Annotated in this window: 24 protein-coding genes; 5 read left to right on the top strand and 19 right to left on the bottom strand. The window is 56.2% G+C overall.

Features of this window, described 5'->3' with window-relative positions:
- Nucleotides 1-6: 6 nt before the first annotated feature.
- From araD to EL29_RS19895, 11 genes are all read right to left on the bottom strand, one after another.
- Nucleotides 7-705, bottom strand: coding sequence for an L-ribulose-5-phosphate 4-epimerase (araD, locus tag EL29_RS19845; RefSeq protein WP_028715954.1), 699 nt, complete (start codon nucleotides 703-705; stop codon nucleotides 7-9).
- Nucleotides 702-1,562, bottom strand: coding sequence for an L-ribulose-5-phosphate 3-epimerase (locus EL29_RS19850; protein ID WP_014595123.1), 861 nt, complete (start codon nucleotides 1,560-1,562; stop codon nucleotides 702-704). Before EL29_RS19850 ends, araD begins: the two co-directional genes overlap by 4 nt.
- Nucleotides 1,559-2,215 (bottom strand): 3-keto-L-gulonate-6-phosphate decarboxylase UlaD, encoded by a 657-nt coding sequence (gene ulaD / locus EL29_RS19855; protein ID WP_013024260.1) that lies wholly within the window; start codon nucleotides 2,213-2,215, stop codon nucleotides 1,559-1,561. Before ulaD ends, EL29_RS19850 begins: the two co-directional genes overlap by 4 nt.
- Nucleotides 2,212-3,693: an FGGY-family carbohydrate kinase gene (locus EL29_RS19860; protein ID WP_013024261.1), complete on the bottom strand. Its 1,482-nt coding sequence runs from the start codon at nucleotides 3,691-3,693 to the stop codon at nucleotides 2,212-2,214. The genes ulaD and EL29_RS19860 overlap by 4 nt, the downstream gene beginning before the upstream one ends.
- Nucleotides 3,690-4,985, bottom strand: a complete 1,296-nt coding sequence (locus EL29_RS19865) for an MFS transporter (protein WP_028715955.1) — start codon at nucleotides 4,983-4,985, stop codon at nucleotides 3,690-3,692. The genes EL29_RS19860 and EL29_RS19865 overlap by 4 nt, the downstream gene beginning before the upstream one ends.
- A gap of 15 nt (nucleotides 4,986-5,000) precedes the next feature.
- Nucleotides 5,001-5,468, bottom strand: a complete 468-nt coding sequence (locus EL29_RS19870; RefSeq protein WP_028715956.1) for a NanQ anomerase/TabA/YiaL family protein — start codon at nucleotides 5,466-5,468, stop codon at nucleotides 5,001-5,003.
- Nucleotides 5,469-5,478: 10 nt separating this feature from the next.
- Complete coding sequence (gene yiaK / locus EL29_RS19875; protein WP_014595128.1) at nucleotides 5,479-6,477, bottom strand: 3-dehydro-L-gulonate 2-dehydrogenase; 999 nt, start codon at nucleotides 6,475-6,477, stop codon at nucleotides 5,479-5,481.
- A 252-nt stretch (nucleotides 6,478-6,729) separates the two neighbouring features.
- A complete protein-coding gene (locus EL29_RS19880) occupies nucleotides 6,730-7,560 on the bottom strand; it encodes an SMP-30/gluconolactonase/LRE family protein (protein ID WP_014595129.1) in 831 nt (276 codons plus the stop codon).
- A gap of 14 nt (nucleotides 7,561-7,574) precedes the next feature.
- Nucleotides 7,575-8,675 (bottom strand): ABC transporter substrate-binding protein, encoded by a 1,101-nt coding sequence (locus tag EL29_RS19885; RefSeq protein ID WP_013024267.1) that lies wholly within the window; start codon nucleotides 8,673-8,675, stop codon nucleotides 7,575-7,577.
- Nucleotides 8,672-9,772 (bottom strand): ABC transporter permease, encoded by a 1,101-nt coding sequence (locus tag EL29_RS19890; protein WP_028715957.1) that lies wholly within the window; start codon nucleotides 9,770-9,772, stop codon nucleotides 8,672-8,674. The genes EL29_RS19885 and EL29_RS19890 overlap by 4 nt, the downstream gene beginning before the upstream one ends.
- A gap of 22 nt (nucleotides 9,773-9,794) precedes the next feature.
- Nucleotides 9,795-11,321: a sugar ABC transporter ATP-binding protein gene (locus EL29_RS19895; protein ID WP_028715958.1), complete on the bottom strand. Its 1,527-nt coding sequence runs from the start codon at nucleotides 11,319-11,321 to the stop codon at nucleotides 9,795-9,797.
- Nucleotides 11,322-11,639: 318 nt separating this feature from the next.
- On the opposite strand from EL29_RS19895, the gene EL29_RS19900 reads away from it, so the two are divergent.
- Nucleotides 11,640-12,452 carry an IclR family transcriptional regulator gene (locus EL29_RS19900; RefSeq protein ID WP_014595130.1) on the top strand — a complete coding sequence of 271 codons (813 nt, stop codon included), beginning with the start codon at nucleotides 11,640-11,642 and terminating at the stop codon, nucleotides 12,450-12,452.
- 39 nt (nucleotides 12,453-12,491) lie between these two features.
- On the opposite strand, the gene EL29_RS19905 is transcribed toward EL29_RS19900, so the two are convergent.
- The 5 genes from EL29_RS19905 to EL29_RS19925 all read right to left on the bottom strand — a co-directional run bounded on the left by EL29_RS19905 (nucleotide 12,492) and on the right by EL29_RS19925 (nucleotide 16,842).
- Nucleotides 12,492-13,013, bottom strand: coding sequence for a GNAT family N-acetyltransferase (locus tag EL29_RS19905; protein WP_024471391.1), 522 nt, complete (start codon nucleotides 13,011-13,013; stop codon nucleotides 12,492-12,494).
- A gap of 177 nt (nucleotides 13,014-13,190) precedes the next feature.
- Nucleotides 13,191-13,730 carry a P-loop NTPase family protein gene (locus tag EL29_RS19910; protein WP_013024272.1) on the bottom strand — a complete coding sequence of 180 codons (540 nt, stop codon included), beginning with the start codon at nucleotides 13,728-13,730 and terminating at the stop codon, nucleotides 13,191-13,193.
- A 77-nt stretch (nucleotides 13,731-13,807) separates the two neighbouring features.
- Nucleotides 13,808-14,119 (bottom strand): cupin domain-containing protein, encoded by a 312-nt coding sequence (locus EL29_RS19915; RefSeq protein ID WP_014606875.1) that lies wholly within the window; start codon nucleotides 14,117-14,119, stop codon nucleotides 13,808-13,810.
- A gap of 212 nt (nucleotides 14,120-14,331) precedes the next feature.
- A complete protein-coding gene (locus tag EL29_RS19920; RefSeq protein WP_013024274.1) occupies nucleotides 14,332-15,672 on the bottom strand; it encodes a carbohydrate porin in 1,341 nt (446 codons plus the stop codon).
- Between the two features lie 207 nt (nucleotides 15,673-15,879).
- Nucleotides 15,880-16,842, bottom strand: coding sequence for an aldo/keto reductase (locus EL29_RS19925; protein WP_013024275.1), 963 nt, complete (start codon nucleotides 16,840-16,842; stop codon nucleotides 15,880-15,882).
- 388 nt (nucleotides 16,843-17,230) lie between these two features.
- Here EL29_RS19925 and EL29_RS19930 point away from each other — a divergent pair, with 388 nt between their 5' ends.
- Nucleotides 17,231-18,364, top strand: a complete 1,134-nt coding sequence (locus tag EL29_RS19930; protein WP_228225441.1) for an endo-1,4-beta-xylanase — start codon at nucleotides 17,231-17,233, stop codon at nucleotides 18,362-18,364.
- Here the strand turns inward: EL29_RS19930 and EL29_RS19935 are convergent.
- A complete protein-coding gene (locus EL29_RS19935) occupies nucleotides 18,347-19,351 on the bottom strand; it encodes a GlxA family transcriptional regulator (protein WP_013024277.1) in 1,005 nt (334 codons plus the stop codon). The genes EL29_RS19930 and EL29_RS19935 overlap by 18 nt on opposite strands.
- A 119-nt stretch (nucleotides 19,352-19,470) precedes the next feature.
- On the opposite strand from EL29_RS19935, the gene EL29_RS19940 reads away from it, so the two are divergent.
- Genes EL29_RS19940 through EL29_RS19950 form a run of 3 tightly spaced genes read left to right on the top strand, consistent with a single transcriptional unit; the run spans nucleotide 19,471 to nucleotide 21,243 of the window.
- Nucleotides 19,471-20,250, top strand: a complete 780-nt coding sequence (locus EL29_RS19940; protein ID WP_028715959.1) for an alpha/beta fold hydrolase — start codon at nucleotides 19,471-19,473, stop codon at nucleotides 20,248-20,250.
- 24 nt (nucleotides 20,251-20,274) lie between these two features.
- Entirely contained in the window at nucleotides 20,275-20,901 is a 627-nt protein-coding gene (locus tag EL29_RS19945; protein ID WP_013024279.1) for an FMN-dependent NADH-azoreductase, read from the top strand.
- 18 nt (nucleotides 20,902-20,919) lie between these two features.
- On the top strand, nucleotides 20,920-21,243 hold the full coding sequence (locus EL29_RS19950) for a YciI family protein (protein ID WP_013024280.1): 324 nt from the start codon (nucleotides 20,920-20,922) through the stop codon (nucleotides 21,241-21,243).
- Nucleotides 21,244-21,286: 43 nt separating this feature from the next.
- On the opposite strand, the gene EL29_RS19955 is transcribed toward EL29_RS19950, so the two are convergent.
- A complete protein-coding gene (locus tag EL29_RS19955) occupies nucleotides 21,287-22,957 on the bottom strand; it encodes a methyl-accepting chemotaxis protein (protein WP_029571476.1) in 1,671 nt (556 codons plus the stop codon).
- A gap of 562 nt (nucleotides 22,958-23,519) precedes the next feature.
- Nucleotides 23,520-23,732 (bottom strand): transcription antiterminator/RNA stability regulator CspE, encoded by a 213-nt coding sequence (gene cspE, locus EL29_RS19960; protein ID WP_014606872.1) that lies wholly within the window; start codon nucleotides 23,730-23,732, stop codon nucleotides 23,520-23,522.
- Nucleotides 23,733-23,798: the final 66 nt, after the last annotated feature.

The raw sequence follows: 23,798 nt of genomic DNA on the forward strand, positions 1-23,798 counted from the left end.
TGTGGATTACTGCCCGTAATAGGCACTTGCTCCATGCTTTCTGAGAAAGTGCTTGTCCAGTAAGGGCTGTTGCATGTGGGTAATACCGGGCGTCAGCTGGCGGGAGAAAATGCCCATATAGGCGATCTCTTCCAGCACCACCGCATTGTGGACCGCGTTATCGGCGTCTTTTCCCCAGGCAAAGGGCCCGTGCGCGTTAACCAGCACGGCAGGAATAGCGGTCGGGCTGATGCCGCGCGTGCGGAAGGTTTCAATAATCACTTCGCCGGTATTGTGTTCATAGTGGTGGGCTATTTCGGCCTCCGTCATCAGCCGGGTGCAGGGAATGGCCCCGTAAAAGTAGTCGGCATGGGTTGTGCCCCAGGCGGGCAGGTCCTGACCGGCCTGCGCCCAGATGGTGGCGTGGCGCGAATGGGTATGCACAATGCCGCCAATATCCGCAAAGGCGCGGTAGAGCGCCAGGTGCGTCGCGGTATCCGACGAGGGTTTTTTACTGCTTTCCACCACCCGTCCGCTTTCCAGTTCCACGACCACGATGTCGTCCACCGTCATGCCGTCGTACGCCACGCCGGAGGGTTTGATGGCCATCAGCCCCTGCGCGCGATCGACGGCGCTGACGTTGCCCCAGGTAAAGGTCACCAGATGATGGCGCGGCAGCGCCAGGTTGGCGGCCAGCACCTGCTCTTTCATGGCGGCTATGCTCATACTAAACCTCCTTCCTGCATTTTCTGTTCAATCCAGCGCCGGGCCTGCACGATCTCGGCAACCGGCTCCTCGGCTTTTTCCGTCCACATTTCAATCAGGAACGATCCGCGATAGTTCAGCGCCTTAAGCGTGCGGAATACGCCGACAAAGTCCACGCAGCCCTGACCAAAGGGGACGTCCCGAAACTGGCCCGGCGAGCTTGCGGTCACGGGTTGGGTATCCTTCAAATGAATCGCGGCGATGCGATCAATACCCAGGGTCAGTTCGGCGGTGACATCATTGCCCCAGGCGCTGAGATTGCCCACGTCCGGATAAACGGAAAACCATGGAGAAGCCTGCTGCTGCTCCCAGACTTTCCACTTGCTGATAGCGTTCATAAACTCGGTATCCATGATCTCAACCGCCAGCATCACCTGCGCCGCGGCGGCGCGTTGCACCGCACGTGACAAGCCTTCGGCAAAGCGCGCTACGGTGCCATCATCGTGAGGTTCGTAATAGACGTCGTAACCGGCAAGCTGAATCGTGCGGATCCCCACGTCCTTTGCCAGTTGGATGGCGCGATCGATCAGATCGTCTGCCCGCTGGCGGATCGCCGGATCGTGACTGCCAAACGGAAAGCGGCGATGCGCCGACAGGCACATGGAGGGAATGGTCACGCCGGTTTCAATCATGGCGTTGACCAGCGACAGGCGCTGCTCTTTGCTCCAGGTCAGGCGCTCCAGCCGCACGTCGGTTTCGTCTACCGACATTTCCACAAAATCAAAGCCACAGGCTTTTGCCAGCGCCAGTCGTTCAGGCCAGGTGAGGTTAGCGGGCAGGGCTTTCTCGTAAATACCTAACGGATGCTGGCGTTTCATACTGTTCCCCAAATGCTGGCAATGGCCTGATGGAATTCCGCTGCGCGTTGAATGCCGCTGGCGGGATCGCTGAGGGCGCGCCCGGCGATAAACGCTTTCACGTCAACGTCTTTAAATTGCGCAAGATCCTGAGGCGTAATGCCGCCCGTGATGGAGAGCGCAAAACCCAAATCCGACAGGGCTTTCATGGTATCCAGGTCATGCTGATTCCATTGCTGCCCGCTGGCCTGGGCATCCCGCCCCCGATGGTAAATGGCCTGTTTCAGCCCCAGTTGCCGCCAGCGGCGGGCATCGTCCAGCGTCCAGTGACCAAACAGTTCGATTTGAATATCGCCCTGGTGCTGCTGTGCCACGTCCAGCGCGCTGGCAAACGTCGCCAACGGTGCGGCACAGATGACCGTCATCCAGCTTGCGCCCGCCGTGAAGGCCATGTCTGCCAGCGTGCCGCCGGCATCCGCCACTTTATAGTCGGCCACCAGGGTCTTTTGCGGATGCTGCTGGCGCAGACGGCGCACGGCTTCGACTCCGCAGCTCAGGCACAGCAACGTACCGGCTTCGATGATATCGACATGCTGATGCAGCTGCTGTGCGGTCTCCAGCGCCGCATCCAGCGCGGTATGATCCAGCGCCAGCTGGAGTAAAGGCAGGCTCATAAGGGGGCTCCTTGTGCGTCACTCAGGACGCGGATCAGATGCTGATAACGCTGATACTTCTGCTGATAACGGGCATGCCGTGTGCTGTCCGGTAGCCAGGTGACGATATCCGGCGCCAGGGCCTGCTGGGCCTGCTGCAGCGAGGTGTAAGCACCGGTGCCGGTCAACGCCACCAGCGCCGCGCCCAGACAGCCGCTTTCGCTGATCTGCGGCACTTCAACGCGCAGGCCGCTGGCATCGGCAAACATCTGCATCCAGGGCGCGGAGCGCGTAGGGCCGCCGCTCAGACGCAGGGCAGTGACCTGAGGAAAGCGTTGCAGAATGCGGTTGAGATGCGTCAGGTGGGAGAACACCACGCCTTCGTAGATGGCCTGCACCAGGTGGGCACGCGTGTGGCCCGCCTGCAGACCAAAGAAACTGCCGTGCAGGTCGGCCCCGGCGTTGGTGCCGTACAGAAAAGGCAGAAACAGCAGCGCGCTGCTGGCAGGTTCCAGCTCCTCGACCCACTGATTTAATTGTTGGTAGTCGCGGATGCCCCACTGTTCACAGAACCACTCCAGGTTTGCCGCCGATGTCGGGCTGGCTTCGTGGATAAGATACTGGCCTTCAATGGCATAGCGACCGTAAACGTAGGGATAGTCTGCTTCATCGCTAATGCAGTCGGTAATGCCGCTGGTCACCGACCAGGTGCCCATCACCGCGTTCAGGCGCGTTGCGTCATTCAGTCCCGCACACAGCGCGGTGGACATCACGTCAAACAGGCCCCCGACCACAGGCGTGCCGGGCAGCAAACCGCATGCGGCGGCAGCCTGCGCGGTTACATAGCCGGCAATCTGCGTTGATGCCACAATCGGGGGCAACGCCGGCACGATCTCGCTGATATCCAGCATCTCAGCCAGCGCGGGCGACCAGTCTGCCGCCTGCATGTCGTACAGATTGGATTCAGAGATGTTAGTTTCTTCACAGGCCAGCTCGCCGGTCAGACAGAAACGCAGGTAGTCGTGGGCCATCAGTACGCTGCCGATTGCGGCGTAGCGCTGCGGCTGATGCTGCTTTAGCCAGCGCAGGAGCGACACCGGATGGCCGGTCCAGAGCGTCTGCCGGGTGAGAGGATAGAGTTTTTGCGGCATGCCTTCCCGCTGCCACTGTTGCACCAGGCTCAGGGCGCGACGATCGGAGGATAAGATGCCATTTCCCAGCGGATTGCGATCTTTATCCAGCAGAAACAGCCCTTTACCCTGAGCAGAGATGCCTAATCCAGCGACGTCGGCGGCATCCTGACCGCTGCGGGTCAGTACTTCGCGAATGACCGCTGCCGCCTGCTGCCAGAGCAGCGTCATATCGCGTTCGGCATAACCCGGCTCTGGTACCTGTACCGGCAGGTTTTGCCGCGCAACGGCCAGCTCGCGGCCCTGCCTGTCGTAGAGTCCGGCTTTAATAAAGGTGCCGCCGCAGTCCAGTCCCAGCCAGCGTTTCATAATGCCTCCCGTTTCGCAGAATCACAGCGGGCAGGCAGGGTCATTGCCAGCAGCGCAGCCAGCGCCAGCGAAATGGCAAGGCTGTAAACCCCGGCATCTTTGCTGTAGAACGCAATCAGCACGCCGACCATGTAAGGCCCACAGAAGCCGCCAAGGTTGCCCAGTGCGTTGATCAGGCCGCGTGCCCCGCCCGCGACCTCGGCATTGAACAGGCGCGGCGGAATACTCCAGAACACGCCCGCGGCAGACTGAATAAACACGCCACAGCCCACCAGCGCCGCGTAGGACCACCAGATATGCGCTTTTAGCAACACCGACAGCGCCATGCATAGCGCAAAACCTGCCAGTGGCAGCGCCACAAACAGCTTGCGCCGCCCGGTTGCATCCGAAAGAACAGAAAACAGAAACATGCCGAAGATCGCCCCGACGTAGGGCAGTATGGCCAGCATACCAACCTGCTCGACATTGCCGTGGGTCAGCTCTTTAAGAATGGTGGGCAACCACAGGGTGTAGCCGTAAATGCCGGTCTGATAAAAGAAATTGACCAGAATCAGCCGCCACATCACGGGCTCGTGCATGACCTTAAGCAGAGAAGCGTTGCGCACGTTCTGCTCTTTGATCATCAGTTGCTCGTTGTGCAGGGTCGTAATCAGATACTGCTTTTCAGCCGGAGAAATCCACTTCGCCTCCTGCGGCCGGTTGCTGATGGTGAAATGCCACAGGGCCATGACGACCAGCGATAACGCGCCTTCCACGTAAAACAGCATGCGCCAGTCCCAGCCGGTAATGATCCAGCCGGAGAGCGGCGCGGTAATGATCCCGGCGATCGGGACAAACATGATCACAATCGCATTGGCGCGGCCGCGCTCGGCATCCGGGAACCAGTTGCCGATCATCGTCAGCACCACCGGCAGCATGCCGCCTTCGGCGATCCCTAACGCAAAGCGCAGTGCCAGCAGCTGGTACTGACTGGTTGCCATGCCGGTCAGTATCGAAATGACTGCCCAGGCCAGCAGCGACCAGCCAATAAAGCGTTTGCCGTTACCGTAGACGGCCAGCTTGCCGCCTGGCACCTGCAAAAACAGGTAACCAATGAAGAAAATACCGCCCGCCAGACCGGCCATTGAGGCGCTGATGCCCAGTTCGGCGTCCATTCCGCCCGGCATGGCAAAGGCAATATTAACCCGATCCATATAGGAAATGATGCAGGTGATCAGGACAGGCGGAATGATCCGTAACCAGCGCAGGGCAGGGATCTTTTCACGGTTAACGGCAGTTGATGTCAGACTCATGGCCTTTCTCCTTGCTTACGCCAGATCGCAGGTGGGAATCTTGACCACCACTTTGCGAATCGGTCCTGGCGTGCTCACCGCGCAATTAGGCCGGTGGATATCCTGCGGAAAAAACACGGCAAAGGTGCCCGGCAGCATGCGCACCTGGGTCTCATGCGGCACGTGCTGGTAAAAAATAATGTCGCGCTCCGGGTCGTAAGGCTGATGCACCGCGAAATCCACAGGCTGCGTTGCGACGCCGATGACTTCTTCGCCCGTAACCAGGTACTGCACATCAATGTGCAGGCGGTGTGCTTCCGGGTAGTTCTCCTCGGCCGGAACGGTGTGCAGATCCAGTACCTGCATAACCCAGCCGGTTTCACTGTCCTGATAACGTCCCGCCGCCAGGGTGAGCAGGTCGTAGCGGGTCAGGCAGGCGATCGCTTTGGCGATCGCCGGAGGATAGTGACGCGGGTCGGTATTCGCGATGTGTCCGGTGATCATGATTCCCTCCTTACAGCGCCTGGATACGCGCCCAGACGCGCTCATCTACCGGAATGCCAAGTCGCTGATTTTCAGCCCGCAGCGGCGGAAACTTATCGCCGGGCAGGCGAATGGCCTGCGCGCTGTCGGCCCGTTCAGCGTTGATAATCGATGCCCGGATGCGGTCGAGCTTGTGCTGGCGGGTTTCACCGTCGATAAGGCGGTCAACATCAATCGCGATAAAGACCTGCGAGATGCCGAATTCATCGCCGTTGTCGTGTGTCACTTCGGTGACGGAGGCACCGTTGGAGAGCAGGGTGGCCAGCATGTCCAGCACCACCGACAGCGCGGAGCCTTTCCAGTAACCCATGGGTAAGATGCGACGGTTCTGCTCAAGAGTGGCCGGATCGCGCGTGTAATTGCCTTCATCATCAAATCCGCCATCGACCGGCAGGCTCTTACCGGCCAGACGGTTCACTTCCAGCATGCCGTAGGAGAACATCGACATCGACATATCCACCATGGTGATTGGCTCGCCTGGTACGGCGATGATCAGCGGGTTGGTGCCGATAGCGCCGCTTTTCGCGCCCCAGGGCGGCATCACGGCAATGGAGTTCGTCCAGCAAATGCCCACAAAGCCCTTTTCCGCTGCCTGCCAGCCATAACTGCCGCCGCGCATCCAGTGATTGGCATTACGCAGTGCCACCAGCCCAATACCGTGATCCGATGCCAGGGCCATAGCACGATCCATCATCCCGTGCGCGGTGATGTTGCCGATGGCGCGCTGCGCATCCCACTGCTCGATCGCGCCCAGCGACAGGACTTTTTGTGGTTCCGCCTCGGGCACGATATGGCCAGCATCCAGCTGCTGAATAAACCGCGGGAAGCGGTTTACGCCGTGGGAATACACGCCGTTGAGACTGGTTTCGGTAAACATGCGCGCGCAGGCTTCGGCTTTATCCTGAGGCACGTTACGACCTGTAAGTACGCGGAGAAACTCCTCATACAACTGCTGATAGCTGATTCTCATACGACTGATACTCCCAGCGTTACCGCTTTATTTCATAATGTGGAATGTCATTTCAACTAAATGCTATGGGGAAAAGCCGGGCCAGTCAAAGAAATGACCGAAAAATTAATCAATAAAAATCAGTATCTTATATTTATTGTCGGCTTTTGTGATCTCTGGCTTATTCGCCAGATTTTGCCCACAGGCGGGCCGGTCAGCCCAAGAGAGGCTGACCTGATTGACGCGTGCGGCATCCCTGCCTGAGCAGACGGCTTAGGGCAGCCTTACCCGGTAGAGCGACGTGTTTGCGGTGATATAGAGTTCATTATTATCCGGCCCACCCAATGTGCAGTTGGATACCGTTTCAGGGATCGGAATTTTGCCTTTGCGCTCTCCGTCAGGGTTAAAAATAATCACGCCGTCTGCGCAGCTACAGTAAATGTCGCCGTGAGAATCGACACAGAATCCGTCCGGGAAGCCCGGCGTGACATCGGCAAAAAACTGGCCGGGCGACAGCTCGCGTCCTTTAACCTGATAGACCCGGAGCTGGTGGCGCCCCAGAGTTGGAAAGTCCACCACCGACATATCGGCAACATACAGCAGGCTCTCGTCGGGCGAAAACGCCAGCCCGTTAGGCCGTTGCAGATCGCTGGCCGCAATACTGAGCTGCCCGGAGGCGGGATCGAAGCAGTAGAGATAGCAGCCAATCACCTGACTCGGGGCCAGATAGCCTTCGTGATCGTTAACGATCCCGTAAGGCGGATCGGTAAACCAGATGGTGCCATCGGCGCGGATCGCCAGATCGTTGGGCGAGTTAAAGCGCTTGCCCTCTACTTTGTCGATCAACACGTTGACCGTGCCATCCAGTTCGGTCCGGCTGATAGCCCGGCGGCCGTGTTCGCAGCTGACTACGCGTCCCTGCCCATCCCGGGCATTGCCGTTGGCATAGTTAGCGTGATGACGCCAGATGCTGAGCTCACCGTTGCGCTGCCAGCAGTACATGCGGTTGCCTTTGACATCGCTGAATACCACCGCATCGTGCTGCGGCAGCCATACCGGGCCTTCGGCCCAGATGGCAGGGGAACACAGTTTTTCTACCTGCATGCTGCTGGCCTCCGTTACTTCACGCCCCAAATGGTTTTATAGTGCTGCTGATAACCGTTTTCGGGGTCGTAGTTATTTTGCGGTCCGCCATCCCGGCTAATATTTTCCTGAGTAATTAAGTGCGCAGGCGTGACATAGCCGGAAGGCGGCTGGCCAGCGAAGGCGCGGTTGAACTCATCCAGCAACTGCCAGCCGTGCAGTTTTAACGGTTCTGCCACGGTTGCCGACTGGCTTTCACCATTGCGAATACGCTGGAAGGCCGAGACAGACCCGTCGCCCGCAGAGATATTGTATGGCGCGTTTTTGCCCCCCTTGCCTGCGGTTTTCAGCGCCGGTGCCATGAAGTCAAAATAGAGATCGTTAATCGCCAGCGAGTACTGCCAGCGGTCGCCGTACTTCTGTAACAAGCTGAAGGTGAGCGACGGCATACGGTTAGAGGTATCGGCCAGCGGCGTGTCAATAAAGTCGATGACCTTACACTCGCTGCACTTTTCAATTTCCTGCTTCATCGCATTGGCTTTATCCAGCGCGATTTTGTACAGCGAGTCGGTAAAGATGATGACCTGAGCTTTACCGCCTGATTTCACCACCGCGTACTGTGCCGCCAGACGGGCAACCTCATTTGAGTCAGAAGTAATGTTATCCGTAATGCCGTACTGCTTAATCGGGCCTGGCTGTGGCTCCGCATGCCAGGCCATCAGCACTATCTTTTGCTGGACCGCTTTTTTGAGCGGCATTTTGGCGACGTTGGGGTTCCAGCCGCCAATAATGATGCCGTCAGGGCGCTGGGCAATAGCCTGATTCAGCGCGGCAAGCTGATCTTTCACCGACCCCGCACCGTCCAGCGTATCCAGCTTCCAGCCCGCCACTTTCGCCGCCTCGCTCAGCCCCTGCTGAACCCCCTGTACGCCGCCATTTTTCATATCTGAGGCGATAAAAATCAGTTTCTTGTTCGCCTGGAGTTTCGGCCCCGTGGTAGGGCCATCCCAGGTGGTGGCGCTGGACGTGGCTTTGGCGACGGCCGCGGTGGCCTGTTCCAGGTAGCTGTCTGCATGAGCGGGCAGAGAGGCGACCAGCATGGCAACGAGAGAAAGACCAAATACCGGATTTTTCATAATGAGTTCCCTGGTGTGATGGTTTTTTGCTGTGGGTCAGGTGTTGTTGCTGGCGTGCTCTGACTGCGCACGACAGCTTTTTGGTTCAACATACGGCGACGCTGGGCGTAGCCGGCAAGCGTAATCGACAGCAACAGCGTGGCACCGTTAAATAAGGGTTCAACCCAGAAGGCGCCACCAAACTGCTGAATACCGGCGATACCAATAGCCAGAATGGCGATGCCCACTACGGTGCCCCAAACGTTAACCCGTCCCGGACGAATGGTGGTGCTGCCCAGAAAGGCGCCCACTAAGGCAGGCAGCAGGTAATCCATCCCGACGCTGGCCTGGCCGACGCCCTGTTCTGCGGCAATCAGCACGCCGCTGAAGCCGGTAATGACGCTGGAGGCGATAAAGGATCCAATGACGTACTTATTAACGGCGATGCCGTTGAGGCGTGCCGCGACGGGATTACCGCCCACGGCATACATGCATCTTCCCAGCGGCGTATGCTCGGTGATCAGCCATAACGCCAGCGCCAGGCCCAGCACATAGAATGCGCCAATCGGAATGCCAAGGATTTCCGTGCTGTGCAGCGCGCTGAACGCATCCGGTAAATCGCCCACAATTTGTCGGCCGCCGGAGTGCCACAGCGCAATGGCATACAGCACCGTCCCGGAGCCCAGCGTGGCGACGAAGCTGTCAATGTCTGCCAGCGCGACCAGGATGCCGTTAAGCAGGCCATACAGGGCCGACAACACCAGCACCGTCAGCACCGCCATCTGCCAGGAAAAGCCATATTCCACCTGCAGCGTAATGGCCAGGATGTGCCACAGCACGATGCCAAAACCGACATTGAGGTCGATTTTGCCAACGATCATTGGCAATGTGGCCGCCAGCGCCAGCAGCGCAATTTTTGCCTTACTGGACAGAATCGCCTGTACGGTCAACATCGAAGCGAAGGTGGGGGACAGAACTGAAAACAGTAACGCTAACAGCACACATAACAGCAGTAGCCCGTAGCGGGTGAGGATCTGCATCGACCACGGCGCAAAGCCATGCTGAGCAAGGCTGACCCGTTGTTCGAGCGCGGTGGACTTCACCGAGGTTTTAGACATTTCGTTTCTCCTGACTGCCTGTTCAGACGGTAGCTAATGGAGCAGCAGAACTGGCCGAGGCCAGCTCCAGTAAACCTGCAAACGTAACCTGTTCATTTCTCAGCTCACCCACCACCTGGCCCCGGTTAAACACCAGCGCGCGGTTGCAGATATGAGCAATTTCTTCAAGGTCATTGGAAATCACCAGCACCGCCACGCCTTCGGCGAGGGCTTTATTGAGCAGGTGATAAATCTCTTCGCGTGCGCCGACATCCACGCCAGCGGTAGGATCTTCAAGAATCAGTAGCGGCGCGTTGAGGTGCATCCAGCGGGCCATGACCACTTTCTGCTGGTTGCCGCCGGACAGGGCGCTGATATCCAGGTTGACGTCTTTGGGACGCACGTCGAACAGCTGGACTTTCCACCAGCTGGCGCCTACCTCGGCGCGGCGACCATAGTGCGATATCAGCCGATGACCGCTGGCGCAGGGATTAATAAACAGGTTTTCACGCACGCTCATCGACATCACCAGACTTTCGCCCGTGCGGTCGCCTGCAACCAGTGAGATGCCCGCTGCCATCGCCTCACGGGGAGAGCGTGGGTGGCAGGGGGTGTCGCGAAAAATAACCTGTCCGCTGGTGGCCTGCTTCAGGCCAAACAGCATTCGGCCTATTTCTTCCTGACCGGCTCCGCGCAGTCCTGCCAGCGCCAGCATCTCGCCTGGCTGCAGGCTAAAAGAAACCGGCCCGACTTCGTCAATGCACAGCTGATTCAGCGACAGCACCGGCGGCCGCGCCTCGGGCAGCGCAAGTCGCTGGTTACTCTCCAGCGCCTCGCCCACAATCATTTCCACCAGATCGTGAAGCTTGTAATCTGCCGTAACGCCTTCCGCAACGCGTTTACCGTCACGCATCACGCAAATACGGTCGGCAATTTCGATCACCTCATCCAGGCGATGTGTCACGTAAATCATGCCGACGTTGCGGCTTTTCAGTCGTTCAATCACGCCAAACAGGTGGCGCACGTCGTTGGCGGGCAGCGAGGCGGTGGGCTCATCCAGCACCAGCACTTCGGCGTTGACCGCGACGGCACGGGCGATGGCCAGCAGCGATTTCTCTGTCCGCGACAGTTCAAACACGCGGGCATCGGGGTCCAGCTGAATACCGACTTCCTCCAGCGCCGAACGCGCCCGCTCACGCACCGCCCGCCAGTTGATCAGGCCAAAGCGGCGGTTGAATCCCATCACCAGTGCCATATTTTCCGCCACGGTCATCCACTCAATCAGCCCCAGGTCCTGGTGAATAAACGCGATGGGCTGGCTGGTTGCCGTTTTCAACGCGGCGGCGGATGCCGTGACGTTTCCCTGAAAGGTAATCTGGCCCTCATCGCTGGTATACACGCCAGCCAGCACTTTGATCAGGGTGGATTTACCTGCGCCGTTTTCCCCCAGTAGCGCCACCACCTCGCCGGGGAAGACGTCCAGACTCACATCATTAACCGCGGGGTTGCCGCCAAAGCGTTTGGTGATATGGCTGAGTGTAAGAACCGGTTTATCCGGATGAGGTTGCATTTCTGCCTCCCGTGACGCCTGGTGAGTATCGGCAGCAAGAGCGGCGACCGCTCGTTGCTAATTTCAATATGTGAAATACTATTCCAAAAAATAGTATTCCTGACGCCGGGGAAAAGCAAAGAAGGAGGGTGGATATTTATCTATAAGAAACAGTAAGTTAAAATATTGTTTTGAATTTGTGATGAACAGCGCACTTCTGTCACGACGAGAAGCGTGCGCCCGACCACACTAAAAAGCTAAAGATTCCCTGTCGGTAAGCCTTGAGTTAACATCATGCGTTAGCGCGTTCAGGAAGTGAGAAATGGAGAGGGTCGGTGGATGGCGGTGAAAGTGGATAAAGCAAAGGAAACGAAGAGCGATAAACCCTTAGGGACACAAAGCCTGTTTCGTGGCCTGCAGTTAATAGAATTGTTAAGTAATTATCCTAACGGTTGCCCGCTAGCCCATCTTGCTGAACTGTCTGGAATGAACAAAAGCACCGTACATCGCCTGTTGCAGGGGCTGCACAGCAGCGGTTACGTGACCCAGGCACCTTCGCCCGGGAGTTACCGCTTAACCACCAAGTTTATTTCAGTCGGTCAGAAGGCGCTGTCGTCGCTCAATATTATTCACGTTGCAGGGCCACATCTGGAAAAACTCAACCTAGACGTGGGTGAAACCGTGAACTTCTCCAGCCGCGAAGACGATCACGTTGTCTTGATCAACAAGTTAGAACCTACTACGGGCATGATGCGCACCCGCGCCTACATCGGTCAGCATATGCCGCTCTACTGTTCAGCCATGGGCAAAATTTTTCTGGCCTGGGGCAGCGAAGAGTACCTGCTGCAATACTGGCAAAACCATCAGGACAGCATTGAGCAACTGACGAAAAATACCATTACCACGCTGCCCGAGATGCAGCAGGAACTCAACGATATTCTTCAGCAGCGCACCGCGATGGATCGCGAAGAAAATGAACTGGGCGTCACCTGCATTGCGGCACCGGTGTTCGATATTCAGCAGCGTGTCCCTTATGCGGTTTCGGTATCCCTGCCGACGGCCAAGCTGCAGCAGATTGGCGCGAAGCATCTGATGGCGAAGGTGGTTGCCACGGCGCAGGCCATTTCAGAAGAGCTGGGCTTCACCGCCTGAAAACGCCCTTTTCGGTACAGCAGGCCTGCCGAGCCAGGCTTAGTTTTCAGGTAGCGTGCTGTCTCCGTCACCGAGCGTGCGCTGCATCAGCACCGTATCCAGCCAGCGGCCATGCTTGAACCCCACCGACGTTAATGTGCCGGTCACGGTAAAACCGGCGGCACGGTGCAGGGCGATAGAGGCCACATTGGCACTGTCACCTACGTTTCCCACCATCTGGCGAAAGCCGCGGGACTCAGCCCAGTGAATAGCATGGGCCAGCAGGCGTTTGCCAATGCCTTTTCCCTGGAACGCGGGCGCAATATACAGGGAATCCTCCAGGGTGAAACGATAGGCATAACGGGGCCGGTAAAAGCTCAGATAACAGTAGCCACAAACCTGTCCTTCACTGAGGGCGACGAACCAGGGCAGCCCGGCGGCGCGAAGTTTTTCCAGCCGGCTGGCTATCTCTGCCTCGTCGGGCGGGACGATTTCAAAACTGCCCGTGCCCTGTAATACGTGATGGGCGTAAATCTGTTGTATTGCCGGAACGTGGCTGTCTTCTGCCAGTATTATTTCCATTTCACTGTCTCCCTGCCTGTTAGCGTCGCGAAAGGGCATTGTCATCAGAATAAAAACGACCGGACATCGCGCTTCACCGGCAGAGGCCAGGTTGGCTGCACCGGACGCGGTAAGGCGCAACGCCTCCCACCATACAACCGGGCCAGACACGACCGATCCCGGACAAGAATACGCGGATTACACAGCCAAATTCCAGCGCCTGTAAGCCTCATCAATCGCCTTTGTGCCCTGCAAAAAGCATTTGGGCAGATCGATGTGCGGGTAGCGCGTTTTATAGCGCCTGCGGTTTCCCGGCGTTATCAACGCGATGTGCTTTATCATCGCCCAGTTCACCTTATCCACACTGCCCTCAAGTGCGCCCGGCCGGTTGGCACTGGCGTAACAGCGTCTGACGTAACGCAGCAAGCTGGCGGGCATTGGGACATCAAGCAGAATATAGCCGGTTGCTCGCGCCAGTCGTTCGTTAAGACAGGCTGTGTAGTTGCCGTCCATTACCCAACAATCCCGGTGAATAGCCTGATGATGTAAATGCAAAAACTCAGCCTTCTCTCTTGGCTGCCAGTGGGTATTGGGCAGGTGATAAAGTTGGTCAAGATGAATGGCAGGCAGGGCGGTGTGATGTGAGATCGCGGTCGCAAGCGTTGATTTTCCGCTGTTAGACGGCCCCATAATGCAGATGCGTGGCCCCAGATCCTCAAGACTGATTAACGCATTCATGGCGACGGTCCTGTAGACGGTGTGGTGGATTGCCCTCAGCCCGACGGGCAGAAGGGCAGAAGGGCAATCCAGCAGAATTAGACTGAACCTTCTTTTTCGATCACCAGCACTCGCGCTTCACCCTGGGGATGGGCGACATGCTCGGTACCGATACTGGCATAGAAAATATCGCCCGTTTCGAGACGAATTGTCTTCGTTTCTCCCGCTTCCTTGTAATGCATGTCAACGCAACCATCCATAACGGCAAACACTTCCTGGCCATCATTGATATGCCATTTGTAAGGCCTGTCTGTCCAGTGAAGGCGCACGGTTGTGCCTTCAAAATTAGCAATGTCGAGGGCGCCCCAGGCCTTTTCGGCTGAGAAAGCTTTGCTGACGTAGGTTTTCATTTTTTTCCTGACAGTCTGAACGCGTGTGATACGGTTATATCGCATCACATGAGGCATGATTTGCAAAATATTGCGCATATTGCTGGCAGAGGAAGGGGAGGTCACTCGCACGGGGCCAGGTGAGCCAGCGCGGCACGCCGGGGCGCTGCCACGTGCACGATAAAACCAGCCAGCCGGATGCGGTCACCTGCCCGGCTGGCATGAAGGCGGAATCAGAAGTTCACGTTAGCGCTGATTCCACCCACAAAGGCATCTTTCACCTCACTGACGGCGCCCGGCGCAACAACGTATTGCAGGTTAGGACGCAACTGCAGCCACCTGGTCAACTGGGCGTTGTAGTAAATCTCATAATTGTATTCCGACCCCTCCTGGATGGGCAGGTAGGTTGGACTCGTAAAGTCAGTCTGGCCGCTGGCATCGTTCTGCGCACGCAGCGAGCGGGTATAGGCGCTGTTAACGTGAATACGCGCGGCCCCCACACCAATCTCATCCTGCGGACGGGCATCAAACGGCCCTTTCCAGGTGAAGCTGATGGACTGGTAGTTATCTGTTTTAGAGGTTTTATGATCGTTCATGACCGCCTGAAGGCTGACGCCCAGGCCACGGCTGGCATCACCGCCTTGTGCCGTAAGCTGCTGCTGTAACAGCACATAGCCGCCGTAGGCATGGTCTTTGCTCTGATAGGCGCCATCACGCCAGCTGCCGTAGTTATCGCCATTTGCCGACGAGTAGTAGTAGCCGATGCGATAATTACCCGGCAGCTTCTCCGGTCCGAAAGTCGGTTTCCAGCCCAGTTCGACCGGCACCAGATTGCCTTCAGAATTGCTGGTATCAAGACGGAAGCCGTCGCCCCGGTCGTAGTTCGCGCGGTTCTGATTATAGAAACCAACCTGGAAAAAGACCTCAGGGGTAAAGTTAACCTTCACCCGTCCGCCCCACTGGGATACCGGCCAGTTAAACCAGCGATCGCCGCGCCAGTTACCGGCCTGACCGCTGCCGAATGCCAGGTTCTGAAACTTGCTGTCGAAATTATCGAAGTCTTCTCCGACGGTAACGCGGCCGGCTTTAACATTCACTGTGTTATCGAAAAGGCCTTTGCTTAACCAGAACTGCGTCAGTCGCCAGGTCTGGCCGCGGCCGTAGACTTCCTGTGTCGAAGAGAGCATCCCGGTGCGACGGTCGGCAACCTGATCGGAGATGTTGCGACCATTACGATCGGTGATGGTCACCTGGAACTGAGTATCCTGCCAGTCGAGGAGTTTTTGCAGGTCAAAATTGGCCCCGAAAGCCCACTGATCGCTGTAACGCATTGAGGTATGGGTATCGGCGCCGCCGCCCAGATTAGCGGCGCTTTCCATGGTGTAATTAACGTCTAATTTAATGCCGTCTTGTTCCAGCTGTGTTCGCGAACCGTTCCAGTCACCAAACAGATAAGGTGAATCGTAGCTGAAGGCATCGGCGGCCAGCGCGGAGGCGCTTAGCATCGTAAACATCAGGGTGCCCGCGGCCAGGCGAGGCATAAACTGCACTGCTTTTTGCATATTCATAATCATTATTCTTGTGTGAATGACAGTAATTGACAGGGCAGAGAATAATGCTGACTAAATGTCAATTTTTGCAAATCCGTGCGTATATAACGTCAAGATAATAAGTAATTAACGCAAGTGTGACAGCTCTCTCTGAACGAATATGTTTTTAACAGAAAAGGCATTTATTGCGAGGCAGCGTAAAAAAAGGGATGCCGGAGCATCCCTTTCGCCTCAGGCTTTGCTGGCGCGGGAGAGTTCTTCAATCTCCTGCTTACTTAAGGCCAGTTCCGTTGCCTTTACCAGTTCATCAAGCTGTTGCAGGGAGGTGGCGCTGACGATCGGTGCCGTAATACCCGGACGGGCAATCAGCCAGGCCAGTGCAACCTGAGTAGCCGAAGCATCATGCGAGGCGGCGACATCTTCGAGCGCCTCAACAATCCGCAAGCCGCGTTCGTTCAGGTATTTATCCACAATGCCCTGGCCGCGCTGACTTTTCGCGGCATCCTGAGGTTTCTTGTATTTACCGCTCAGAAAGCCGCTGGCCAGCGCATAGTAATTGATCACGCCAAGGTGGTTGTCGCGTGCGACCTGCTCCAGTTCACTTTCATAACCTTCACGGTCGTAAAGGTTGTATTCCGGCTGCAGGGTTTCATAGCGCGCCAGCCCCTGCTGCTTGCTGATATCCAGCGCCGCCTGCAACCGCTGCGCGCTGTAATTGGATGCACCCAGCGCCCGCACTTTTCCTTCTTTCACCAGTGCGTCGAAAGTGCCCAGCGTATCGGCCAGCGGCGTGGATTCGTCGTCACGATGTGCCTGATAGAGGTCGATAACATCCGTTTGCAGGCGGCGCAGGGAATCCTCCACGGCCTGGCGAATATAGGCGGGTTTCAGCCCTTTTTTCTCTGGCGACATCTCTATACCGACTTTTGTCGCCAGCACGATCTTGTCGCGTTTGCCGCTTTTCTTCAGCCATTTGCCGATGATGGTTTCTGACTCGCCACCCTGATTGCCTGGTGCCCAGCGGGAATAGACGTCTGCGGTATCAATAAAGAACAGACCTTTTTCAACCAGCGCATCAAGTAGGGAAAACGAGGTTTTCTCGTCTACCGTCCAGCCAAACACATTGCCGCCAAAAGTCAGAAGCGGCACGTTGATACCACTGTTGCCGAGCTGGCGGGTTTTAAGCTGCGTCATAGCATTCTCCTTGGTTAAACGAATAAGGTATATCTTTCAGCTTAGCAAAGGAAAATCCTCGTTATTTAATTCGGCTTATCAACCCGTGCGCCAGGCGAATGCAATGTGCCGAGACGGATGAGAAGGGTGAGATGAATTTAGCCCGTATAGGGCAGATGAAAGGGAACGTATTTTCATCTGTTTTGCCCGCCATCAGGCGCCGGCGATGCCAGCTGATAAGGCCATCTTTTCCCGGCACGGAACCTGACCTTGCATTTTTTACAGTCTGAAACCCATCTTAACCAGAATGCAAAGAATCGCGGCAGACGGCGAGGTCGTTTGGCGCTATAAAAAAGCAGGGGCCGGGCCAACGTGGCCGGAATATTGCCCACTGGAATCCGGAGGCATCGTGGCGCTACGTCTTACCGATACCGTCTTTACCTCAACCTCGCCATGCCGACGCCGGTTTCTGAAAAGCAGCGCGGCGCTGATGCTGGCGGGCGCGCTGCCGTTGCCAGTTCTGGCATCCATCCCACCTTTTCCCGCCCTTAAAACTGTTGCGGCGCAAAGTCATCGGCTGTTTGGCTTTGCCGTCAGGCCCGACAGTCTGCAATCCGATGCGCACTATCGGCAGTTTGTGGCGAGTCAGGCGAGCATTATCGTGCCGGAAAATGCGCTGAAATGGATGGCCGTCCATCCCGCGCGCGATCGCTACGATTTCGCCGGGCCCGATGCGATCGCCGCCTTTGCCCGCGAGCAGGGGATAAGGCTTCGCGGGCATACGTTTTGCTGGCACCGCGCCCTGCCGGACTGGGTACAGGCTATTGCTGATGAGGCTGAGCTGGAGAAGGTTTTGAGGCAGCATATAGCGACCGTTGCGGGCCGCTACCGCGGGCAGATTCACAGTTGGGACGTGGCTAACGAAATCATCAATCTCGCCGACGGACAACCTGGTGGATGGCGCAACAGTTTCTGGTATCAGCGGCTTGGTACGCGTTATATGGATATTGCCTGCGAGGCGCTGCACCAGGCCGATCCCCATGCGGTCATCTGTTACAACGATTACGGGCTGGAAAGTGACGATGTGAGTGGGCAAAGGAAACGGGCGGCGGTACTGGCTATGCTGCGCGACTTGCAGTCCAGACATATTCCGATTGGCGCGCTCGGCATCCAGTCTCATCTCAAAGCCGGTCCCCATCCCGCTTTTGGGCCGGGGCTGGCGGCATTTATTCACGACGTGAAATCGCTTGGCCTGAAGGTGTACATCACCGAACTGGACGTGGATGACAGCAGCGTGCCGATGGAGAGCCGGCCGATGGCGGTTGCCGCGCTGTATAAACGCTATCTTTCACTGGTTCTGGAGGCGGGCGTTGCCGCCATTTTAACGTGGGGCGTTTGGGATACGCCGCACCGCACGGCTGCGACACCGAAGGCGGGGGACGCGCTGGCGACCGGGCCGCTGCTGTTTGGTAAAGACGGCAGCATTAAAGAGGCCAGTTGGGCGGCGCTGCACGCGCTCCGCTCATCACCGGATCTCAGATGACGCGCGTGCAGCTATCCACTGGCGATAACGCAGCGGCGTCATCTCCATCATCTGGCTAAATGCTTTACGAAAACTCGTCTCATCCGAATAACCGCAGTCGGCCGCTACTTTGCGAATGCTCACGGCGGGGTTTTCCAACTGAATACAGGCACCTTCAATTCTTACCCGGGTGATGAAGGTCTTGGGGCTTTCCCCGGTCAGCGATTTCATTTTGCGGTGAAGCGTGCGTTCGCTGGTATGCAGGGCGGATGCCAACTGTTCTGCCGTAATGCCGGGGTTTTGATAACGAATAATCTCTTCAGCCCGCATGAGCAAGGGGTGCTGGGTATTGATAAAGCCGGGCGGTGCGTAGAGACGTTGCGACAAGGGTTGGGCATCAGCCACCGTCATATCGGCAATCTGTCTGGTAATGTCAGCCCCCAGCATCGTCTGGAGCAGGTGCAACGTGAGGGCGGTCCAGGAAAGCGGGCCGCCTGTGGTAATAATGTTGTCCTGCTGTTCCAGCGTTTTTCCCCAGACAGGACGGGCGTGAGGGTAACGCTCCCGCAGTGTAGGAAAAAGCCACCAGGTGGTGGTACAACGTCGGCGATCGAGCAATCCCGCCTCGCCCAGCACTAAACCCCCAGCGCAGGCGGCACCTACCGTTGCGCCCTGCTGATGCATTTTTTTTATCCACTGCGCCGCATGCGTGACCGCACCGGCATGAAGCGGAAACCTGTCGCTGCCGAGCGCCATTCCACCTACCAGTACGATGTCGGCCTGAGCGGCCTGGGCAAAATCCCCATCGACATGAAGCCATCGGCCTTGCGCATCCCGAACCGGTTGACCATCTGCGCTGACAATTTGCGTTTCTAACAGCGTGCTGGCAACGCGTTCAGCATAGTCGGGGCGGGAAGCGATAACCTGGCGAGCAATCCATAAGGTGTCACAAAACCCGTTAATCGCTGAAGACAGGCTGCCTTCCAGCGCCACAATCGCAATGCGCATATGCGTTTTCCTCTTAATGGCGAGTTTTGCATGTTAATTGTCCAGTTCGCCATCTTACAAGGTGTTTTTTACAGGGTTACGATGGTCTGCATGATAACGGCTAATGGGTGGAAAGACGGATGTGGGGAAAAACAGGAAAAGCGATACGTTTAAAACTCGCCGTTCTGCTGGGCCTGACGTTACTCAGCACGCAAATCATGGCGGAGGCAGCAGCCATCAAAAACATTGTGTTAGTTCACGGCGCTTTTACCGATGGCTCAAGCTGGAAAGCCGTGATTACCCAGCTTCAGCATAAAGGCTATCACGTTACTGCCGTACAGAATCCGCTGACCTCGCTGCAGGATGATGTCAATGCCACTGAGCATGTCATTGCGCGTCAACAGGGGCCGGTGCTGCTGGTGGGGCATTCCTGGGGCGGGGTGGTGGTTGCCGACGCGGCAAATGATCCAAAGGTCAAAGGGATGGTGTTTCTCTCTGCGCTGGTGCCTAACAGCGGTGAATCTGCCGCCGATCTGTTGCAGCGACTTCATGCCCCGATGACAGGGATGTTGGCTGACAGTCATGGACTGATCTGGCTCGATAGTGCAGACCATTTCGCTGAGATCATGGCCGGTGACGTGCCTGAAGCACTGGTGCGTGAACTGACTGCGGTCCAGCAGCCCATAGCGGCGCGGGCGTTTGATGACAAGGTGAAACGGGCCGCATGGAAAAGCAAACCCTCATGGTATTTGCTGACCACAGATGACAAGGCGCTACCGCCTGCCGTCCAGACGCGCATTGCTGCCTCCATCGGAGCCAGCATTGAGCGCATCGCCTCCAGTCATATGTCTCTTGTTTCACATCCTGAACAGGTTGCGGCTTTGATAGATCGCGCCGCCAGGACCCTTACCACTCCGTAGCGTTAACTTTACCAGGGGAATGACATGATCCGATTACTTCATATCGACGCCAGTATTCTTCAAGCGCAATCCGTTACTCGTCAATTGACGGCAGATATCGCTAGCAGACTGACTGAAAAATACCCGGATACTCACGTGGTTTACCGCGACGTGGTAGCGGATGAGATCAGCCACCTTACAGGACCCATTGCAGCAGGATTCAGATCGCTGGACGGAGACGTGTTCGATGAGCGCGTTATCCAGCAGCATCGATTATCTGAAAGCCTGGTGGCGGAATTCCTTGCCAGTGACGTCATCCTGGTAGGTGCACCTATGTATAACTTCTCGGTGCCAACTCAGCTTAAAGCCTGGCTGGATCGGCTCGCTCAGGCAGGCAAGACCTTCAAATACACCGAGAACGGTCCGGTAGGATTATCCGGTGGGCGAACCGTGATTATTGCTTCAGCACGAGGCGGCTTTTACCACGGTGGTCAGTTTGAAGATATGGATTTTCAGGAGCGCTATCTCTCTGCCTTTTTTGGATTTCTAGGCATCAAGAACATTCATTTTGTTCGTGCAGAAGGGGCGTCAAAAGGCGAAGCAATTCTGCTGCGCGAAATGGATAACGCTCGCCATGCTGCCGCGACGCTTATTCAGTCCCTAAATCTGTAATAAATCGGAGGATAGCTCATGCTTTACGTTATCACGCTCATTTATCGTCGTTCTGAAGCGGAACGAGAAAAATACAATCCAGGTCATAAAGCATGGCTGGCTGACAATATCAAAGCAGGCAAGGTGATATTTGCCGGCCCCCTGGAGCATCAGCGCGGCGGACTGGTATTAGCGGCGGCACCCGATGAGCATGCCGTCAGGACTATGCTGGATGACGATCCTTTTGTTGCATCAGCGTTAGTCGATGTGGTGGTGACAGGCGTGCATCCGGCGCTGGTCTCGTCAGCATTTTTATCTGGTTGGGGCAAGGATACGAAGGTCATTGACGTTTCTGGTCACTAAAACGCGATGCTGCGGGGCAGGCACTTGCCCCGCAGCAATGCAATCAGAAGGACTGCCAGTTTTCCGCTGACAGGCCAGCGCTAGTGCTCTCCGCTAAAGGCTTCTTCAGCGATGGTTTACGCAGCACATTCTGACCTGCGGCCGGGGTTCTGCCTGTGTTAAACACCGCTACCGACTGGCGTAACTGCGTTGCCTGATCCTCCAGCGATGCAGCGGCACTGGCCGACTCTTCAACCAGCGCGGCGTTTTGCTGCGTGACGCCGTCCATTTCAGATACCGCTTTACTCACCTGCTCAATGCCGCGCGTCTGCTCGGCCGAGGCTGAGGCAATCTCTGCCATCAACTGCGTCACGCTGTTAACGGAATTCACAATGCTGCCCATCACATCGCCTGCTTCTGAGGCGTGCGTCGAACCACTGTTTACGCGTTGGGTGGACTGGTCAATCAGCGTGCGTATTTCCTGGGCCGCGCTGGCGCTGCGACCGGCCAGAGACCGCACTTCACCGGCCACCACAGCAAAACCACGTCCCTGCTCGCCCGCACGCGCGGCTTCCACTGCGGCGTTAAGCGCCAGGATATTGGTCTGGAAGGCGATGCTGTCATTGGTCTGGAAGGCGATGCTGTCGCTGGCGATCTGTTTTGAGCTTTCACTTATCTGTTCAATGTTGGCGATCACCTTCGCGACGATTTGCCCACCCTGCGAGGCCATCACGGAGGCATCTTTCGCCATGGTGGTTGCCTGCTGAGCATTTTCCGCGTTCAGTTTTACCGTTGAGGTGAGCTGCTCCATGCTGGCTGCGGTTTCCTCAAGGGCTGCGGCCTGTTGTTCGGTGCGCGAGGAGAGATCGGTACTGCCGGCAGAAACTTCTGCCGCGCCGGTAAAAATTGACTGCGTGGCATCATCCACAGAGCGGATGGTGACAACCAGCGCACTGCGCATCTCTTCGAGCTGGCGAAGCAGTCTGCCGGTTTCATTTTGACTCTCACTGGCGATCTCCTGAGTCAGATCACCGGCAGAGATAGCACGCATGTAATCCGTCGCCATGCTCAGCGGTTTCAGCAGCAGGGTTCTCAGACCGGCCCAAACAGTGGCAACGGTGACAAGGGCAATGATCGCGATAATCAGCAACGTCCACAGCATATTACTGTAGTTGCTATCGTTTTCAGCGGCTATCTGCTTCATTAACTGGTAGTTCGCACTGCGCCATGTCTGATAAGCCTTATCCAGATTATCCTGAGCTTCCTGCGCATCAAGATTCCCGTAACCCTGATAGTTATTATTTTTCAGGAAGTCTACTGAGGCGAGCATTGTTTCGTGCATCTTGTTGTAAGCCGCCTCGACATTTTTTGTCACCTCAGCATGCTGACCCGGTAATGCGGGTGCGGTCTTATAAGCCTGGAAATACTCATCAGCTTTATCGGCGGATTGTTTTGCCACCTCCAGCAGTTTGGCAATAGACGCCAGTGACGCCGGATCTTTCTGGTTTTTAAGGAAGCGAATCGCCACGCGGCTGATCGTCACGCGGGTTTTAATCAGCGTTTGTACACTGTCGCTCAACTGTTGTTGCTGCAGCGTAAGTTGTTCAGTATGCGAGAAATTGCGCCCGGCCTGACTGACAGAGGAATAAAAAAGAAAGCCCGTAATGGTCAATAGCGCACTAAAAAGAAATAACACGGCAACAATACCCGTCGTGATTTTAAGGTTTTTAAGCATTGCAGTAATCCCGGTAAAAGGTGATACAGGTTTATCGGTATTAAAATGATTAGCTTAATAGTGACGCGATAAATAATGTGATCTATGACAATAACTAAGAAATAAAAGCGGCTTTTCTGAAGAGAGAAAATGTTAGCGAGCCCTTGGGGAACATCGTCTCAATGATAAAAGGCAGCGCGGCTAAAATGTACCATCAGATACATTATTGTGATCTGAGAATAATAAAAAGGTCCACGGTTTGCGCCCATGCGTCGTTATTTTGCACACCCGATGCCTGTATTTTCACGTGAATATAATAACGCTTTGAAATAATAATGAAAACCTGATGCCCGGCGCTTTTCTCCCACTGGCGTTATTCGTGCAAGCGATGCAGAGGTTAGCGGATGTCAGGCGTGCTGGCGCAATGGAGGGCGAACAATATTCTGGAAGGCTGCAGCAAGGGCGAATGCAGTTTATGACAGGCATAAAAAAACCCGCACAAGGCGGGTTCTTTTCACAACGACTTAACTGCTCAGGCTGTTGCCATCATCGCTATCGTAAGCGGTCGTGAGGGCATCAGCTGTTACAGAGCAACAACATTGCCAGCTGAAGGACCTTTAGGGCCGTTCTCGATTGAGAACTCCACTTTCTGGCCTTCATCTAATGTTTTGAAATCGCTGCTCTGAATAGCAGAGAAATGTACGAATACATCTTTGCTGCCGTCCTGAGGAGAAATAAAGCCGAAGCCTTTATCAGCGTTAAACCATTTTACTAAACCAGTCATTTTAGTTGACATAGATGTGTCCTTTTCATTTTGAGCCACGCAAGGTGACGAAGATGGCCTGTTTTGCAGATTTTACTT

Origin of the sequence: Pantoea ananatis LMG 2665, from assembly GCF_000710035.2 — a bacterium.
Classification (GTDB): Bacteria; Pseudomonadota; Gammaproteobacteria; order Enterobacterales; family Enterobacteriaceae; genus Pantoea; species Pantoea ananatis.

What these genes read in the sequence shown, in the direction of transcription:
- EL29_RS19850 (WP_014595123.1), bottom strand. Translation starts at nt 1,562, where the DNA reads ATGAAACGCCAGCATCCGTTAGGTATTTACGAGAAAGCCCTGCCCGCT.
- EL29_RS19870 (WP_028715956.1), bottom strand. Translation starts at nt 5,468, where the DNA reads ATGATCACCGGACACATCGCGAATACCGACCCGCGTCACTATCCTCCG.
- EL29_RS19895 (WP_028715958.1), bottom strand. Translation starts at nt 11,321, where the DNA reads ATGCAACCTCATCCGGATAAACCGGTTCTTACACTCAGCCATATCACC.
- EL29_RS19920 (WP_013024274.1), bottom strand. Translation starts at nt 15,672, where the DNA reads ATGATTATGAATATGCAAAAAGCAGTGCAGTTTATGCCTCGCCTGGCC.
- cspE (WP_014606872.1), bottom strand. Translation starts at nt 23,732, where the DNA reads ATGTCAACTAAAATGACTGGTTTAGTAAAATGGTTTAACGCTGATAAA.
- EL29_RS19935 (WP_013024277.1), bottom strand. Translation starts at nt 19,351, where the DNA reads ATGCGCATTGCGATTGTGGCGCTGGAAGGCAGCCTGTCTTCAGCGATT.
- EL29_RS19945 (WP_013024279.1), top strand. Translation starts at nt 20,275, where the DNA reads ATGATCCGATTACTTCATATCGACGCCAGTATTCTTCAAGCGCAATCC.
- EL29_RS19915 (WP_014606875.1), bottom strand. Translation starts at nt 14,119, where the DNA reads ATGAAAACCTACGTCAGCAAAGCTTTCTCAGCCGAAAAGGCCTGGGGC.
- EL29_RS19950 (WP_013024280.1), top strand. Translation starts at nt 20,920, where the DNA reads ATGCTTTACGTTATCACGCTCATTTATCGTCGTTCTGAAGCGGAACGA.
- yiaK (WP_014595128.1), bottom strand. Translation starts at nt 6,477, where the DNA reads ATGAGAATCAGCTATCAGCAGTTGTATGAGGAGTTTCTCCGCGTACTT.
- EL29_RS19955 (WP_029571476.1), bottom strand. Translation starts at nt 22,957, where the DNA reads ATGCTTAAAAACCTTAAAATCACGACGGGTATTGTTGCCGTGTTATTT.
- EL29_RS19940 (WP_028715959.1), top strand. Translation starts at nt 19,471, where the DNA reads ATGTGGGGAAAAACAGGAAAAGCGATACGTTTAAAACTCGCCGTTCTG.
- EL29_RS19925 (WP_013024275.1), bottom strand. Translation starts at nt 16,842, where the DNA reads ATGACGCAGCTTAAAACCCGCCAGCTCGGCAACAGTGGTATCAACGTG.
- EL29_RS19890 (WP_028715957.1), bottom strand. Translation starts at nt 9,772, where the DNA reads ATGTCTAAAACCTCGGTGAAGTCCACCGCGCTCGAACAACGGGTCAGC.
- EL29_RS19905 (WP_024471391.1), bottom strand. Translation starts at nt 13,013, where the DNA reads ATGGAAATAATACTGGCAGAAGACAGCCACGTTCCGGCAATACAACAG.
- EL29_RS19900 (WP_014595130.1), top strand. Translation starts at nt 11,640, where the DNA reads ATGGCGGTGAAAGTGGATAAAGCAAAGGAAACGAAGAGCGATAAACCC.
- ulaD (WP_013024260.1), bottom strand. Translation starts at nt 2,215, where the DNA reads ATGAGCCTGCCTTTACTCCAGCTGGCGCTGGATCATACCGCGCTGGAT.
- EL29_RS19880 (WP_014595129.1), bottom strand. Translation starts at nt 7,560, where the DNA reads ATGCAGGTAGAAAAACTGTGTTCCCCTGCCATCTGGGCCGAAGGCCCG.
- EL29_RS19885 (WP_013024267.1), bottom strand. Translation starts at nt 8,675, where the DNA reads ATGAAAAATCCGGTATTTGGTCTTTCTCTCGTTGCCATGCTGGTCGCC.
- EL29_RS19865 (WP_028715955.1), bottom strand. Translation starts at nt 4,985, where the DNA reads ATGAGTCTGACATCAACTGCCGTTAACCGTGAAAAGATCCCTGCCCTG.
- araD (WP_028715954.1), bottom strand. Translation starts at nt 705, where the DNA reads ATGAGCATAGCCGCCATGAAAGAGCAGGTGCTGGCCGCCAACCTGGCG.
- EL29_RS19910 (WP_013024272.1), bottom strand. Translation starts at nt 13,730, where the DNA reads ATGAATGCGTTAATCAGTCTTGAGGATCTGGGGCCACGCATCTGCATT.
- EL29_RS19860 (WP_013024261.1), bottom strand. Translation starts at nt 3,693, where the DNA reads ATGAAACGCTGGCTGGGACTGGACTGCGGCGGCACCTTTATTAAAGCC.